General features: G+C 71.6%; 15 protein-coding genes. 8 read left to right on the forward strand and 7 right to left on the reverse strand.

All coding sequences use genetic code 11. The features are described 5' to 3' along the window. Positions 1-146: 146 nt before the first annotated feature. Complete coding sequence (locus tag N542_RS0111420) at positions 147-1112, reverse strand: sulfotransferase family protein (protein WP_036507356.1); 966 nt, start codon at positions 1110-1112, stop codon at positions 147-149. 85 nt (positions 1113-1197) lie between these two features. On the opposite strand from N542_RS0111420, the gene N542_RS0111425 reads away from it, so the two are divergent. Genes N542_RS0111425 through N542_RS0111435 form a run of 3 tightly spaced genes read left to right on the forward strand, consistent with a single transcriptional unit; the run spans position 1198 to position 4051 of the window. Beyond that, positions 1198-2091 carry a phosphoribosylaminoimidazolesuccinocarboxamide synthase gene (locus tag N542_RS0111425; RefSeq protein ID WP_028644026.1) on the forward strand — a complete coding sequence of 298 codons (894 nt, stop codon included), beginning with the start codon at positions 1198-1200 and terminating at the stop codon, positions 2089-2091. A gap of 2 nt (positions 2092-2093) precedes the next feature. Continuing rightward, on the forward strand, positions 2094-2492 hold the full coding sequence (locus N542_RS24525; RefSeq protein WP_269319770.1) for an SRPBCC family protein: 399 nt from the start codon (positions 2094-2096) through the stop codon (positions 2490-2492). Continuing rightward, positions 2489-4051: a long-chain-fatty-acid--CoA ligase gene (locus tag N542_RS0111435; RefSeq protein WP_028644027.1), complete on the forward strand. Its 1563-nt coding sequence runs from the start codon at positions 2489-2491 to the stop codon at positions 4049-4051. Before N542_RS24525 ends, N542_RS0111435 begins: the two co-directional genes overlap by 4 nt. Here N542_RS0111435 and N542_RS0111440 read toward each other — a convergent pair. From N542_RS0111440 to N542_RS0111455, 4 genes are all read right to left on the reverse strand, one after another. Continuing rightward, a complete protein-coding gene (locus N542_RS0111440; RefSeq protein ID WP_028644028.1) occupies positions 4044-4640 on the reverse strand; it encodes a hypothetical protein in 597 nt (198 codons plus the stop codon). The genes N542_RS0111435 and N542_RS0111440 overlap by 8 nt on opposite strands. Then, complete coding sequence (locus tag N542_RS0111445) at positions 4633-6951, reverse strand: DUF6571 family protein (protein ID WP_028644029.1); 2319 nt, start codon at positions 6949-6951, stop codon at positions 4633-4635. The genes N542_RS0111440 and N542_RS0111445 overlap by 8 nt, the downstream gene beginning before the upstream one ends. Then, positions 6951-7247, reverse strand: a complete 297-nt coding sequence (locus N542_RS0111450; protein ID WP_028644030.1) for a hypothetical protein — start codon at positions 7245-7247, stop codon at positions 6951-6953. Before N542_RS0111450 ends, N542_RS0111445 begins: the two co-directional genes overlap by 1 nt. Before the next feature lie 73 nt (positions 7248-7320). Further along, positions 7321-7824, reverse strand: a complete 504-nt coding sequence (locus N542_RS0111455; protein WP_028644031.1) for a general stress protein — start codon at positions 7822-7824, stop codon at positions 7321-7323. 45 nt (positions 7825-7869) lie between these two features. On the opposite strand from N542_RS0111455, the gene purS reads away from it, so the two are divergent. The 3 genes from purS to N542_RS0111470 are packed head-to-tail and all read left to right on the forward strand — an operon-like array spanning position 7870 to position 9241. Then, positions 7870-8136, forward strand: coding sequence for a phosphoribosylformylglycinamidine synthase subunit PurS (gene purS / locus N542_RS0111460; protein ID WP_028644032.1), 267 nt, complete (start codon positions 7870-7872; stop codon positions 8134-8136). Further along, positions 8133-8801, forward strand: coding sequence for a phosphoribosylformylglycinamidine synthase subunit PurQ (gene purQ / locus N542_RS0111465; RefSeq protein WP_028644033.1), 669 nt, complete (start codon positions 8133-8135; stop codon positions 8799-8801). The genes purS and purQ overlap by 4 nt, the downstream gene beginning before the upstream one ends. Continuing rightward, positions 8798-9241 (forward strand): DUF3817 domain-containing protein, encoded by a 444-nt coding sequence (locus N542_RS0111470; RefSeq protein ID WP_028644034.1) that lies wholly within the window; start codon positions 8798-8800, stop codon positions 9239-9241. Before purQ ends, N542_RS0111470 begins: the two co-directional genes overlap by 4 nt. On the opposite strand, the gene N542_RS26640 is transcribed toward N542_RS0111470, so the two are convergent. Both N542_RS26640 and N542_RS0111480 read right to left on the reverse strand, forming a co-directional pair. After that, on the reverse strand, positions 9238-10647 hold the full coding sequence (locus tag N542_RS26640) for a glycoside hydrolase domain-containing protein (protein WP_051551619.1): 1410 nt from the start codon (positions 10645-10647) through the stop codon (positions 9238-9240). The genes N542_RS0111470 and N542_RS26640 overlap by 4 nt on opposite strands. A 179-nt stretch (positions 10648-10826) precedes the next feature. Then, complete coding sequence (locus tag N542_RS0111480; protein WP_028644035.1) at positions 10827-12284, reverse strand: MFS transporter; 1458 nt, start codon at positions 12282-12284, stop codon at positions 10827-10829. A gap of 121 nt (positions 12285-12405) precedes the next feature. Here N542_RS0111480 and N542_RS0111485 point away from each other — a divergent pair, with 121 nt between their 5' ends. Together N542_RS0111485 and N542_RS0111490 are read left to right on the forward strand one after the other, a co-directional pair. Then, positions 12406-12954, forward strand: a complete 549-nt coding sequence (locus N542_RS0111485; protein ID WP_028644036.1) for a TetR/AcrR family transcriptional regulator — start codon at positions 12406-12408, stop codon at positions 12952-12954. A gap of 91 nt (positions 12955-13045) precedes the next feature. After that, positions 13046-13798 carry a hypothetical protein gene (locus N542_RS0111490; protein WP_028644037.1) on the forward strand — a complete coding sequence of 251 codons (753 nt, stop codon included), beginning with the start codon at positions 13046-13048 and terminating at the stop codon, positions 13796-13798. The last annotated feature ends 27 nt before the right edge of the window (positions 13799-13825 follow it).

Raw genomic sequence — 13825 nt, forward strand, 5'->3', positions numbered from 1 at the left:
TGCGGGGGTCTCGACGACGCTCAGGCGCCAGGGCGCCTTCGCTGCTCGACCACCGGTGTCGTCGTACGTCGTGTCCGGTGGTTGAGGTGTGACGGCCGCCAGGCCTGAGCCTCGAAACCCCCGCAGCCCACAGACGGCCCCCGGCCCTACGCCGGCTTGCGTCGCTCGTCGAACGACCCCTTCGGCTCGTGGGAGAGCCAGTCCGAGAAGTCCTGACCGGAGAGCTCGGAGAGCAGGTCGACGTCGTCGGCGAAGGCGGGCACCAGCCGGGCGCGCTGCTCCGGCGAGAGCCGCGGGCGCGGGACCGACTCGCCGGTCTGCAGCCGGGCCACTAGCGGCGCGCTCGCCCGCCGCCAGACCTCCGGCGCGGCGTGCTGACCGAGCCGGGCCCCGGCCCGGATCACCGGGCCCCACAGCGACGGTCGCCAGCCGGGCTCCACGTAGCTGCGGGCGTTGTCGCGCGGGATGGTCGCGACCCGGCCGGTGCTGATGCCGAGGAAGCGGCTCGCCCGGTCGACCGCAGCCGGCGGGTCGTCGACGATGTCGCGGTAGCGCAGGACCAGGATCCGCTCCGGATCGACGTACTGCTGCAGGTGGGCGAGCTGCTCGCCGTACATCCCGAGCTCGCGGTAGCGCCAGAACGGCGCCCACCCGGCGCGCACCCGGTCGTCCTGCCGGTTGAACGCGGTCTCGAAGTCGGCGACCGGCTCGAGGCCGTCGCACCACAGGTGCATCCAGTTGGAGTAGGCGCGGTCGACGGGGTCGCGCACGACGGCGATCAGACGGACCTCGGGCAGCGCCTCGGCGATCCGCCGGTGGGCGCCCCGGCTCCACAGGTAGAAGGGCGTGCTCTCGCCGCGCACCGCGTCCGGCCGGGCGTGGTCGAAGAGGGCCGAGTACTCGTCGTGCCGCCAGATCCACTCCTGCTGCGAGTGCGCGTCGCCGGGGCCGCGCCAGGCGGGGGGAGGGGCGCCGTCGCAGAGCCAGTACTTCGGCTCCTTCGGCCGGGTCACGAACACCTCGGGGTGCTGCGAGAGCGCCGCGTGCAGGGCCGTCGTGCCGGCCTTGGGGGCACCGATGATCAGGAAGTCGGGCTGGGGTGGTCGGATCATGATTCCCTCGCTCTGCGGATCAGCGACGCAAACAAAAGTAACCGAGTACGGAAACACTGAACAGGCCGTCTCCTAGGGTGAGCACGTGGCAGACCTGAACATCCCCGACGCGCCCGCCATCGACGGCGCCCAGCACCTCCACTCCGGCAAGGTCCGCGACCTCTACGAGCTCCCCGGCGGCGAGCTCCTGATGGTCGCGAGCGACCGGATCTCGATCTTCGACTTCGTGCTCGACACGACCATCCCGGACAAGGGCGAGATCCTCACCCGGATGTCGCTGTGGTGGTTCGACCAGCTCGCCGACCTGGCGCCCAACCACGTCATCAGCACCGACGTCCCGGACGCCGTACGCGGTCGTGCGGTGGTCTGCGAACGGCTCGCGATGTATCCCGTCGAGTGCGTGGCCCGCGGCTACCTGACCGGCTCCGGCCTGGTCGACTACCGCGCCACCGGCCCCGACCACAGCGTCTGCGGCGTCGCGCTGCCCGCCGGTCTCGAGGACGGCAGCCGCCTGCCGGCGCCGATCTTCACGCCCGCCACCAAGGCCGAGCTCGGCGACCACGACGAGAACGTGTCGTACGACGCCGTCGCGCTCACCATCGGCGCCGAGCGCGCCGCCGAGCTGCGCGAGCTCACGATCGCGGTCTACGGGCGTGCCGAGCAGGTCGCCCGCGAGCGCGGCATCATCCTGGCCGACACCAAGCTCGAGTTCGGCGCCCGTCCCGACGGCACGACCGTGCTCGGGGACGAGGTGCTGACGCCCGACTCGTCGCGGTTCTGGCCGGCCGCCGAGTGGCGTCCCGGACGGACCCAGCCGTCGTACGACAAGCAGATCGTGCGCAACTGGGCGCTCTCCCGAGAGTCCGGCTGGGACCGCGCGTCCGGGGAGGCCCCACCGCCGCTGCCACCCGAGGTCGTCGAGCGCACCCGCAGCCGCTACGTCGAGGCGTACGAGCTCCTGACGGGAGAAGTGTTCTGAAGATCTCCTTCCCGGTGCCGCCGGAGGTGGCGTTCGACTACCTGGCGGACCCGCACCACCGCGCCGACTGGCAGTCCAGCCTGGCGCGCGTCGAGGACGTCGACGGCGAGCCACGGGTCGGCCAGACGTGGGTCGACGTGACGAAGCCCGGACTGCGTCCGGACATGCGGACCACCGAGCTGGACCGGCCGCACCGCTGGACCGAGACCGGCACCTGGCGCGGGATCTCGGCGACGCTGACGCTGGTCTTCACCGCGACGCCGACCGGCTGCGACGTCGAGCCGACGATGGTGCTGCGGGGCCGGGGGGTCCTGGGACCGGTCGCCCGGGTGCTGGGGCTGGCGGCGCCGTACGCCGTCCGGGGTGACCTGCGCCACGCTGCCGGTAGGTTGACGCCATGACGACGTACAACCTGTCGACCCTGCTCGAGGACAGCGCCGCGACCTACCCCGACCGCACGGCGGTCGTGCTGGGCGAGAGCCGACTCACCTACGCGCAGCTCGACTCCTTCTCCAACATGGTGGCCAACCTGCTGGTCGCGCGGGGCATCCGGCCCGGCGACAAGGTCGCGCTGAGCTGCCCGAACCTGCCGTACTTCACCGTCGTCTACTTCGGCATCCTCAAGGCCGGCGCCGCCGTCGTCCCGCTCAACGTGCTCCTGAAGGGACGCGAGGTCGCCTACCACCTCGGCGACTCCGACGCGAAGGCCTACTTCTGCTTCGAGGGCACCCCGGAGCTAGCGATGGCCGAGGCCGGGCACGCCGGCTTCGAGCAGGCCGACGGCTGCGAGCACTTCTTCGTCATCACCGGCGCGCTGGACGGCGTCTCGCCGATCGAGGGCGTCGAGACGATGGCCCAGGCGATGGGCGGGCAGCCCGCGACCTTCGACACCGTCGCCACCGACGAGGATGACACGGCCGTCATCCTCTACACGTCCGGCACCACGGGTCAGCCGAAGGGTGCGGAGCTGCGGCACCGCAACATGCGCGACAACGCGCTGTCCGGTGCCGCGCTGTTCGGCGCCGACGCAGAGCACCCCGACACGTACCTCTGCGTGCTGCCGCTCTTCCACTCGTTCGGCCAGACGGTGATCCAGAACGGTGCCTTCGCGTACGGCGGGACCGTCGTGATGCTGCCGCGCTTCGAGGCCCACGCCGCCCTCGCCCTGATGGCCAGGGAGCAGGTGACGTTCTTCGCCGGCGTGCCCACGATGTACTGGGGCCTGCTCGGCGCGCTCGACGACTCCGTCGACGTGAAGGCGCTGGCCGCCAACCTGCGGGTCGCCGCAGCCGGCGGCTCGGCGCTGCCGGTCGAGGTGCACAAGGACTTCGAGAAGAAGTTCGGCGTCACCATCCTCGAGGGCTACGGGCTCTCGGAGACGTCCCCGGTCGCGTCGTTCTCCAAGTACGGCGAGCCGGTGCGCGTCGGCTCCATCGGCCTGCCGATCCCCGGCGTCGAGATGGAGCTGCTGCGCCCCGACAGCTGGGAGACGGTGCCCGAGGGGCCCGACGAGATCGGCGAGATCGCGATCAAGGGCCACAACATCATGAAGGGCTACTACAACCGGCCCGAGGCCACCGCCGAGGTCATCCACGACGGCTGGTTCCGCTCCGGCGACCTGGGACGTCGCGACGAGGACGGCTGGTACTACATCGTCGACCGGTCCAAGGACATGATCATCCGCGGCGGCTTCAACGTGTACCCCCGCGAGATCGAGGAGCTCCTGATGACCCACCCGGCGGTCTCGCTGGCGGCGGTGATCGGGGTCCCGCACGACAGCCACGGCGAGGAGATCAAGGCGGTGCTGATCCTCAACGCCGGCGCCGAGGTCACCGAGGCCGAGATCGTCGCGTGGGCCAAGGAGGAGATGGCGGGCTACAAGTACCCGCGCATCGTCGAGTTCGTCGACGCCCTCCCGATGACGTCGACCGGCAAGATCCTCAAGCGCGAGCTCAGCTGAGGTCGAGGTCGAGGTCGCCCGCACGGTCGCGGGCGTCCGCGAGCAGCGCGGCCGCGTCGACCGACGGCTCCGTGCCGGCGTCGTACGACGTCGTGACCGTGACGATGCGGTCCTCGCCGGCCGGGGCGAGCAGCGTGGTGCCCTCCCGGGTGCCGTTGCTGTCCGTCGTGGTCGAGCGGAAGCCGACGGCGCCGTCCGGCACGTCGTCCAGCGCCGCGACGCCGCCGTCGGCGTCCTGGTCGGCGCACTCCGCGACGGCGTCCGAGACCAGGGCCAGGGCCGCCGAGGGGTCCTCGTAGGGGTAGGTCGGCTGCATCACCGAGACGCCGACGAAGGATCCGTCGTCGAGCTGGTAGGTCCAGTAGCGGTAGCCGTGGTGGGGCGCGGCCGTGACCATGACCTTCTCCTGCGCCCGGTTGACGGCCTCGCAGGAGCTGGTCGTCGGGATGCCGGCGTCGTCGGTGGCGCTGGACACGACGTCGCTCGGCAGCTGGTCGTCGCTCAGCGGGGTCGCCTCGTCGTCCGAGCACCCCGACGCGACCGCCGCCACGACGGCGAGGGCCAGCAGGACGCGCGCGCGCCTAGTCATCGGACCCGTAGTAGGTGATGAACTCGTTCTTGTAGGCGCCCTCGAGGTCGTAGTTGGTGGCGAAGTTGTTGAGCCCGTCGCCCGCGCTCTGCCCGTACGACGAGAGGTCCTGCGGCGGGATCTCGCTGGCGGACAGCAGCTGGTGGTTGTCGTCGTACCAGACGTCCGGGATGTCGGCCTCGGGGATCACCCCGGCCTCGGCCAGCGTGAGGTAGGCGTTGACCTTCATCTGGGTCGCGCCGATCCCGGCCCGGGTCTCGGCGTTGGCCTCGGCGGCATCGGTGTGGTTGCCGTAGGCGTCGGTCAGGGCACCGGTGCCGAGGTCGACCCCGTGGTCGAACGCGGTGCTGATCACGTCGCCGGCGATGCCGGCGCCGGGCAGCGGCACCAGGCCGGCGGCGTCGCCGACCAGGTCGGAGAAGGCCGCGACGCGGGCGTCGTGGTCCTTGGCCACGTCGATCTCGACGTCCCCGACCGCGTGCTCGGCGAAGCCCTGCAGCCCGGCCGTGCGCTGGAGGGTGTCGCGCAGCTCGTTGATGGTCTGCGGGTCGCCGGGGTCCTTCGCGAGCTCCACGGCGACGTTGTTGACCTGGGTCTGGTTGTAGGCGCCGATGCCCTCGGCGATGCTGGTCGAGCCCTCGTCGGTGCTCACCGCGACCTTCATCAGGTCCTGGAGGTCGCCGTGGATCACGGTCGGGTAGTGGTCGAAGGAGCCGAAGTACTCCTTCGAGAACCGGTGGTCGCCGACCTGGCTCTCGCCCTCGTTGCGCAGCGCCTCGTCGACCGCCGGCGTGTAGTGCTTCATCAGGTCGGCGAGGTGCGGCGACCCGGCCTCGGCGTTGTCGACGCTGAACGACTCGTTGGTCGCGATGCCGTGGAAGAAGCGCGAGACGAGCTCGGAGGTCTCCCGCGGGTGGTCGGCGATCAGGTCGGGATCGGTCCCGATGCCGTCGCCGAGCTGGGTGATGCCGGCGAAGCCGTCGGCCTCCCAGCTGCGGTCGTGGAAGTAGTAGTCCTGACGGCTCGGGTCCTCGGTGAGGAAGTGGTAGCCGTTCTCCGGGTGGTCGCCGAGGTTGCCCAGGGCCGCTGCCATCGGGTCGTCGTACCAGCCGCCGTTGTCGTCGCCGGTGGTCAGGCCGCTGTAGCCGCTGTGGCTGTACCAGGCCTGGGCGCCGTCCTGCCCGAGCTGGCGCTCGAAGCGGTCGAGCTCGGTGGCCGTGCCCTCGACCAGGTCACCGTCCAGGCCGTGGTCCTGCATCAGGTAGGTGAGGATCGAGGCGCCGTTGCCGTTGTAGCCGGGGTAGCGGTCCTCGAAGGCGTCGCGCTGGTCGTCGTCGGTCTGGTACGTCGCGTAGCGCGCCAGGTCCTCGCCGAACGTGCGGTTGTCGAAGTCGGGGTCCTGTCCGGCGGTCGCCAGCGTGTTGCGCAGGTCGTCGGCCAGCCCGTGGAGCCTGTCCGGGTCGCCGCCCCCGCCGACGTAGAGGTAGCTCTCGATGGCGCCGAGGGTCGCCACCGTGCCGTCGGCACCCAGGTCCTCGTAGAGGGAGGAGGCCACGACCGGGTCGCCGCCGTACGCGTCGAGCAGGGTGGACAGGCGGTCCACCTGCTCCTGGTCGAGGTCGAAGTCGTCGTCGTTGACCTGGCCGTCGATCAGGTCCGAGAGGCCCTTGCCGAGCTCCTCGCGCAGCGGCTCGGGCAGGCTCGGCATCAGCACGGTGGCCAGGTCGGGGTGGTCGAGCAGGTAGTCGACCTGCTCCTGCGGGGTCTTGTCGCGCAGGGCGTCGGGCAGGGTCTGGTCGCCCAGGTCGCCGGCGGCGTCGACGTCCCCGCCGCTCGCCGAGCTCAGGGTGGCGGCCAGGTCGGCGTCGGCATCCGAGGCCTTGGTCAGGGCGTCGCCGACCGCCTGGGCGATCTCGTCCACGACCTGCTGGGCGTCGTCGCGCTCGTCGTCGTCCTCGAAGGTGCGCGTGCTGCGCACCGAGCCGTCGGCGGCCACCGTGCAGCCGTTGCTGCTCGCCCGGGACAGCGCGTCGTCGAGCATGCTCCGGGCGCCGCGGACGGCGCCGCTCGCGGTGTCGATGGCCGAGATCACCATGTTGAGCTCGGCGACCTGGTCGGTGAGCTGGTTGGCCAGCCGGTCGTGGTCCTGCTCGGCGTACACCGAGGCGCCTCCCACCCACGAGTTGGGCGGCCGGCCGGCGGTGACCTCGTCGGCCAGGTCGGTGAGCGCGCTGCGCCGGTCGTGGAGCTCGTCGGCGACCCGGCCGAGCCGGTCGGCGTCCCACTGCTTGAGCTGGTCGATGGTGACCATCACATGCCCCCGCGGGCCAGGCGCTCCATGCGCGCGGCCTGGGCCTGGTCGGTGGCGACCCAGTCGTCCGCGTGCTGCCGCAGCGAGGCGACGTGCTGCGTGCTGGCGGTCACCCAGGTCTGGTACGCCGTGCGCCAGGTGTCGGCCAGGGTGGTGGCCGCGCCGGCGCTCGTGCTGCCGGGCATGGCCGAGGCGACGTCGCCGACGCCGGTGGGCACGTTCGCGTCGACCGCGGTGACGGCGATCTCCATCTGGTTCGCTGCCGCGCGGATGTCCTGCGGGACGATGTCGGTCATTCCGGCCCCCGAGTCGGATGGTGCTGGTCGGGGGACTACTGCCCGGTCGCTCCGGGTGCGTAAACCAACCGGGCTACTCGAAGGGGTTCGGCAGGGCGCCGGGCAGCGTCGTCAGCAGCTCGCGGGCCTGACCGGCGACCTTGTGCTCGACGAGCACCTCGTAGCGGGTGGCGACCACCTGGGTGACCGAGGAGAAGTCGCGCTGGCCTCTCGTCAGGGCGTAGCCGAGGAGTGCCCACACCACGCCGAAGACCGCGCCGAGCAGGATGGTCGAGACGATCATCGCCAGGACGTCCTCGTCGACGAAGAACGAGAAGATGAGCCCGACGAAGAGACCCAGCCACAGCCCGGAGAGCAGGCCGCCGAGGGCGACCCGGCCGGTCGTCAACCGGCCGGTGATCCGCTCGACGCGCTTCAGGTCGGTCCCCACGATCATCAGGTGCTGGACCGGGAACTCGTTGTCGGACAGGAAGTCCACCGTCTTCTGGGCCGCCGCGTAGTCGTCGTACACCGCCAGGGACTGGGGGTACTCGAGGCGGAGTGCGTTCGCACCGGGCTGGCCTGCGGGCATGCTCATGGTCCTAGTGTGCCCGCCGTCGGGCGGTCCTCGTAGACTGGCCGCGTGCCGCGAGTAGTCGTTGACGTGATGCCCAAGCCCGAGATCCTCGACCCCCAGGGCAAGGCCGTGCTCGGCGCGCTGCCGCGACTGGGCTTCCAGGGAGTGACCGACGTCCGCCAGGGCAAGCGGTTCGAGCTCGAGATCGCCGGTGAGATCACCGAGGCGGTGCTCGCCGAGGTCGAGCAGATGGCGGAGACCTTGCTCTCCAACCCCGTGATCGAGAACTTCACCGTCCGCGTCGAGCAGCCGGTCGCCGGGGCGGACCGGTGAAGATCGGCGTCGTCACCTTCCCCGGCTCGCTCGACGAGGTCGACGCGCAGCGTGCCGTCACCCTCGGTGGTCACACCGCGGTGCCGCTCTGGCACGGCGACCACGACCTCCGCGGCGTCGACGCCGTCGTGCTGCCGGGCGGCTTCTCGTACGGCGACTACCTGCGCTGCGGCGCGATCTCCCGGTTCTCCCCGGTCATGGCGGAGGTCGTCGACGCGGCCGGCAGGGGCATGCCGGTGCTCGGCATCTGCAACGGCTTCCAGATCCTGTGCGAGTCACACCTGCTGCCCGGCGCGCTGATCCGCAACGACCACCGCAAGTTCGTCTGCCGCGACCAGCGCCTGCGCATCGAGAACGCCAGCACCGCGTGGACCTCGTCGTACGACGAGGGCGCCGAGATCACGATCGTCCTGAAGAACGGCGAGGGTGGCTTCGTCGCCGACGTCGACACCCTCGACCGGCTCGAGGGCGAGGGTCGGGTGGTCGCCCGCTACCTCGACGTCAACCCCAACGGCTCGCTGCGCGACATCGCCGGGATCAGCAACGAGCGCGGCAACGTGGTCGGCCTGATGCCGCACCCCGAGCACGCCGTCGAGGACCTGACCGGCGCCGGCACCGACGGCCTGGGGTTCTTCACCAGCCTCGTGGAGCAAGCGTTCGCATGAGTCCCCTCAAGACCTTCCGCCTCGTCGCGATCGCCGAGGCGGTCACCTGGGCGTTGCTGCTGACCGGCATGGTGTTCAAGTACTCCGGCGTCACCGAGCTGGGCGTCCGCGTCTTCGGCATGGTGCACGGCGTCGTCTTCATCGCCTACTGCCTGACCACGGTGCTGGTCTCGGTCGACCAGCGCTGGTCGCGACGCCGGTCCCTGCTGACGCTGCTCGCGTCGATCCCGCCGTTCGTCACCGTCCTCGCCGACCGGTCCGCGGAGCGGCACGGCGTGCTCGCCGACACCTGGCGGCTCACGTCCACCGAGCCGTCGCGCACCCTCGACCGCCCCGTCGCCTGGCTGCTGCGCAACCCGGTCCAGGGCGTCGTCGCCGGCCTGGTGGCCCTCGCCGCCCTGACCGGGATCGCTCTGCTGGTGGGACCGCCCGCCGGCTAGAACCTGCCGGCCTGGACCGCGGCCCAGGTCTGCTTGCCCGCGACGCCCGAGACCGCGACGCCGACCCGCTTCTGCCACGCGCGCAGCGCCTTGTCGGTCTTCCAGTCGAAGACGCCGGTGGCCCGCACGGCCCGGGTCGTGGCGTCCTTGCCGGAGACGCCGATGGCGCGCTGGAGGTGGCGCACGGCGGTGCCGGTCGACCCGTACTTCAGCACCGGGGTCTTGCCGGAGCCGAAGAGCGTCATCCAGTCGTGCCTGGTCCAGGCCGCCTGCACGGTCGAGCCGTGCGCTCGCTGCCACGCGTTGGCCGCGGCGATGACCTTCGGGCCGAAGAGGCCGTGCAGCCGCCCCGCGTAGAGACCCTTGCGCTTCAGCAGGCACTGCAGGACCTTGACCTGGCTCGCGGGCGGGACCGGCATCCTGGTGGAGGTCCGCTTGCGCAGCAGGGTGAAGCCGTACGTCGCCACCTTGGTGCCGCCGCAGGTGGCCTCGGGCGCGGCGACCGAGCCGCGGCCGACGTCGAGGAAGTTGCGGTCGATGTTGATCTTCACGCCGCCCCAGGTCTCGTCGTGGCCGCCTTGGTACTGCTTCACCCGCGCGTGCGGGCGCCAGCCGTCGTCGCGGATGTACGACGTGCTCGTGTCGGCCACCCCGTCCCAGCGGGCGATCCAGATCTGGTCGGGCTGGGTGAAGGCCTTGGGCCGGTTCACCCGGGCGTTGTCGAGGGCCAGGATGCCGGAGCCGGCGCTCGAGTAGACCCCGGACAGGTACCCCTGTGCGCGGATCTGCCGGGTCCAGCCGCTGAGGAAGGTCAGCGCCGAGTCACGGCACCTCACGTTGGTGTGGTCGAAGCCCTCGAGGTCGTACCAGAGCGTGCTGCGCGCTGCGATGCCGAGCGCCCGGGCGGCGGCGACGGACTTCTTCGCCTGGGTGCGGCCCTGCCGCAGTGCGGTCGCGTAGCCCTTGTCCGCGTCCTGCTTGGCGCTGATCCGGAAGTCGTCCTTGTAGCGCGGGAACCGCGGCTGGCAGGACGCCTGGGGGCCGAGCGTGATCGGCAGCAGCCGCCAGCCCTTGCTCAGCTGCGTGCTGACCCAGGCCGCGTCGAGGTGGGTCTGCTTGCGGCACGCGCGGGAGTCGCCGTCGATGTAGATGCCGACGGCGAGGAAGGGCGAGCGCTCCAGCCAGACGTCCATCGCGGCCTGGCTCGGCGCCTGGCACTGGTCGAAGCCGAAGCCCGTGAAGCTCCCGGGGGTCGCGACGTTGGCGGCCCTGGCCTGCTTCGCGACGAGCGGGGTCGCGGCCTCGCTGGCGCCGACGACGCTCAGCCCTGCCACCGCGACGACCGCCACGAGGGCGCCGGCGCTGATCCGGCCGAGGGTGCGGACGAGGGCGGCGTGGCGAGGCATGCGGGGCTCCAGGGGAAGGAAGAGGCGCTGCCCCGGCGACCGAGGCCACGTCACCATAACCTCAGCAATCACACCAGTCACAGCGTTCACGGGTAACTACAGATCTGTAGTTCCCACCATCGGCACGGCCGGCCCTCGCCTGAGCGAGAGCCGGCCGTGGCTTGCCCCGGAGGCCGAGGTCAGGCCGCGTCGGCGGCCAGGGCCTCGGACTGCTCCGGCTCGGCAGCGGCCTGCGCCGCCCGGGCGGGCCGCAGCACGAGCGTCGCGACGACCAGGGCGAGGGCGCAGAAGGTCGCCGACACGAGGAAGGCCGCCCGGACGCCGGGGACGAACTCGCCGGGCACCGCGCCCGCGGCGTACACCGAGACGATCACGGCGACGCCGACGGCGGCACCGAGCTGCTGCGTGGTCTGCAGCAGGCCGGACGCCGATCCGGCGTGCTCGGGCTCGACCCCGGACAGGACCGTGGCGGTGATCGGCATGAAGACGAAGCCGGTCGCCAGGCCCGCGATCAGCATCGGGCCGAAGACGGCGCCGACGTAGGTGTCGCCGGTGCCGATGGTGCTGAGCCAGGCGTAGGCGCCGGCGAGCGCCGCGCTGCCGACCATCATCATCGTGCGCGGGCCGAGGCGGCCGATCAGCCACGGGGTCACCCGGGACATCGCGAAGATGCCGAGGCTGAACGGCAGGAACGCGAAGCCCGACTCGAGCGGCCCGAAGCCGAGGACCCGCTGGACGTACTGCACGACCAGGAAGAACATCGAGAGGTTCGCGCCGATCACCAGCGCCATCACGATGAGGGCGGCCACCCGGTTGCGGTTGCGGACCAGGTGCGGCTGGATCATCGGGTGCGGGTGCCGCACCTCGGTGCGGGCCAGCAGTGCGATCAGGGCCAGGCCGACGAGGAACCCGGCGATGGTGCGGGCCGAGGTCCAGCCGTGCTCGGGCGTGCCGATGAGCGTCCAGACGAGGACGACCGCGCCGCCGGTCGCGGAGGCCGCGCCGACGAGGTCGAAGCGTCCCGGGCGACGCGCGGTCTCGTCGACGAACCGCCGCGCGAGCAGCAGGACCGCGATGCCCAGGGGGACGTTGATGAAGAGGGTCCAGCGCCAGGAGCCGACGTCGGTCAGCAGGCCGCCGAGGATCAGCCCGATGGACGCGCCGCCGGAGGAGACGGCGCCGAAGAGCGCGAAGGCGCGGTTGCGGGCGGCCTCGTCCGGTGCGCTGGTGGTGAGCAGGGCCAGCACGCTGGGCGCGGCCATGGCGGCGCCGACACCCTGGAGGGCGCGGGTCGCGACCAGCTGGCCGGGGGTCTGGGCGAGGCCGCCGAGCAGCGAGGCGACGGTGAAGACGCCCAGGCCGATCTCGAACATCCGGAGCCGGCCGAGCACGTCGCCCAGCCGACCGCCGAGGAGCAGCAGTCCGCCGAAGGCGAGGGTGTAGGCGTTGAGGACCCAGGAGAGCGACGCCGGGCCGAAGCCGAGGTCGGCGTCGATGCGGGGCAGTGCGACGTTCACGACGGTGGCGTCGAGCACGAGCATGAGCTGGGCGACCAGCACGATGGCGATCCCGGTGGCGGCGCGCCCCGCGTTCGGCGGGAGCTCGGTGGGCCGGGAGGTGACGGTGTCTGAGGACATGTGAGGTGGAAGTCCTGTTCTGGCCGAGGGGGCCGAGGTACGCTTGATCCGGAGGGTGACTCCGCTTCCTCCACCACAATACGGAGACACTCTCCGTTTAGCAACCGTCGAAGGAAGAAAAGTGCGTGCCGACGCCCAGCGCAACTACGACCGCATCGTGGAGGTGGCGCGCGAGGTCTTCCGCGAGCAGGGGTACGACGCGTCGCTCGACGAGATCGCCAAGCGCGCCGGGGTCGGTCCCGGCACCCTCTACCGGCACTTCCCCGCGCGGGAGAACCTGCTCGACGCCGTCCTGAAGTTCTGGGTCGACAAGGTCGACGTGGCCACCGAGAAGGCCCTCGCCCACGAGGGTGGCGACCGTGCGGTGCTGCTCAACTGGTTCGAGGAGTACGTCGCGCTGATCAGCCAGCACAAGGGAGCCCCCGCCAAGATCACCTCGGCGATCGGCAACCCGGACTCGCCGATCACCACCAAGTGCCAGGTGCTGACCGCCGCCAACGACCGGATCATCGACCGGCTGCGTGCCGACGGCGCCCTGCGCGACGAGGTCGACACGATCCAGGTCTGCCGCCTGGTGGGCGGCATCGCGACCGTGGCCGACCAGGGCGACCTGGACGCGGACGCCGTACGCCCGATGCTCGCGGTCGTCGCCGACGGCCTGCTGCGCTGAACCTCCCCCGAACTGGGGAACCTGCTCGCCGTACCACCCACCGCCCCGCCCGTGGGCGCACGCTGCCTGGAGCAGGTGGAGGTGAGTTCGTGTGACGAGAGCCCTGTGGTTCGTGCTGGGACTCGCACTGACGGCCGCGGTCGCGGTGCCGCTCCCGGCCGACGGTGCGGTGCGGCTGACGACGTACGCCGGCGCGGTGGCCGAGCTGCACGTCGACGCGCAGGCCTACGAGGGCCAGCGCGGCACCATCCTCGCCGGTCTCCGCGGGCGGTGCCTGCCCGGCTACCGGGTCGCCGAGCTCACCGCCGAGTTCAGCCAGGGCGACGTGGTCACGCCGGTGATGCAGGAGCAGCCGTTCCCGTGCGACGGGCTCTGGCACCGCCAGCGGGTCACCAGCCTCGAGGCCTTCGAGCCCGGCCCCGCGACCCTGACCGTGCGCGCCTCGGTCGTGCCGCTCGGCGGCGGCGCCGCGCAGCCGGTGTCGACGACGGCCGCCATCTACGTGCGGCCGGCCGCCAAGATCGAGCTGCCCGCGACGGTCGAGCTGCGACCGCACGCGGTCGTCAAGGTCACGCTCCGGGCGCGCTGCGACGCTCCCTGGGTGCTGCAGGACTTCAGCATCACGGCCCGGCAGGGTGAGTTCCCGAGCATCGCCAGCGACTCGCGGGACCTCGACCTGACGTGCGACGGCGTGCTCCACCCGATCACCCTGTGGCTCAAGTCGTCGCCCGTGCCGTTCCACGCCGGGTGGCTGCGGCTGGACGGGTCGATCACGCTCCTCGATCCGGAGCAGTTCGACCCCGTCACGCAGGCGACCTCCACCCGGGTGGTCCGAGTCGGCTGACGGCAGGCATCCCCGGTAGATTGGCGC

This window comes from Nocardioides sp. URHA0020 (genome assembly GCF_000620705.1).
Lineage (GTDB): Bacteria > Actinomycetota > Actinomycetes > Propionibacteriales > Nocardioidaceae > Nocardioides.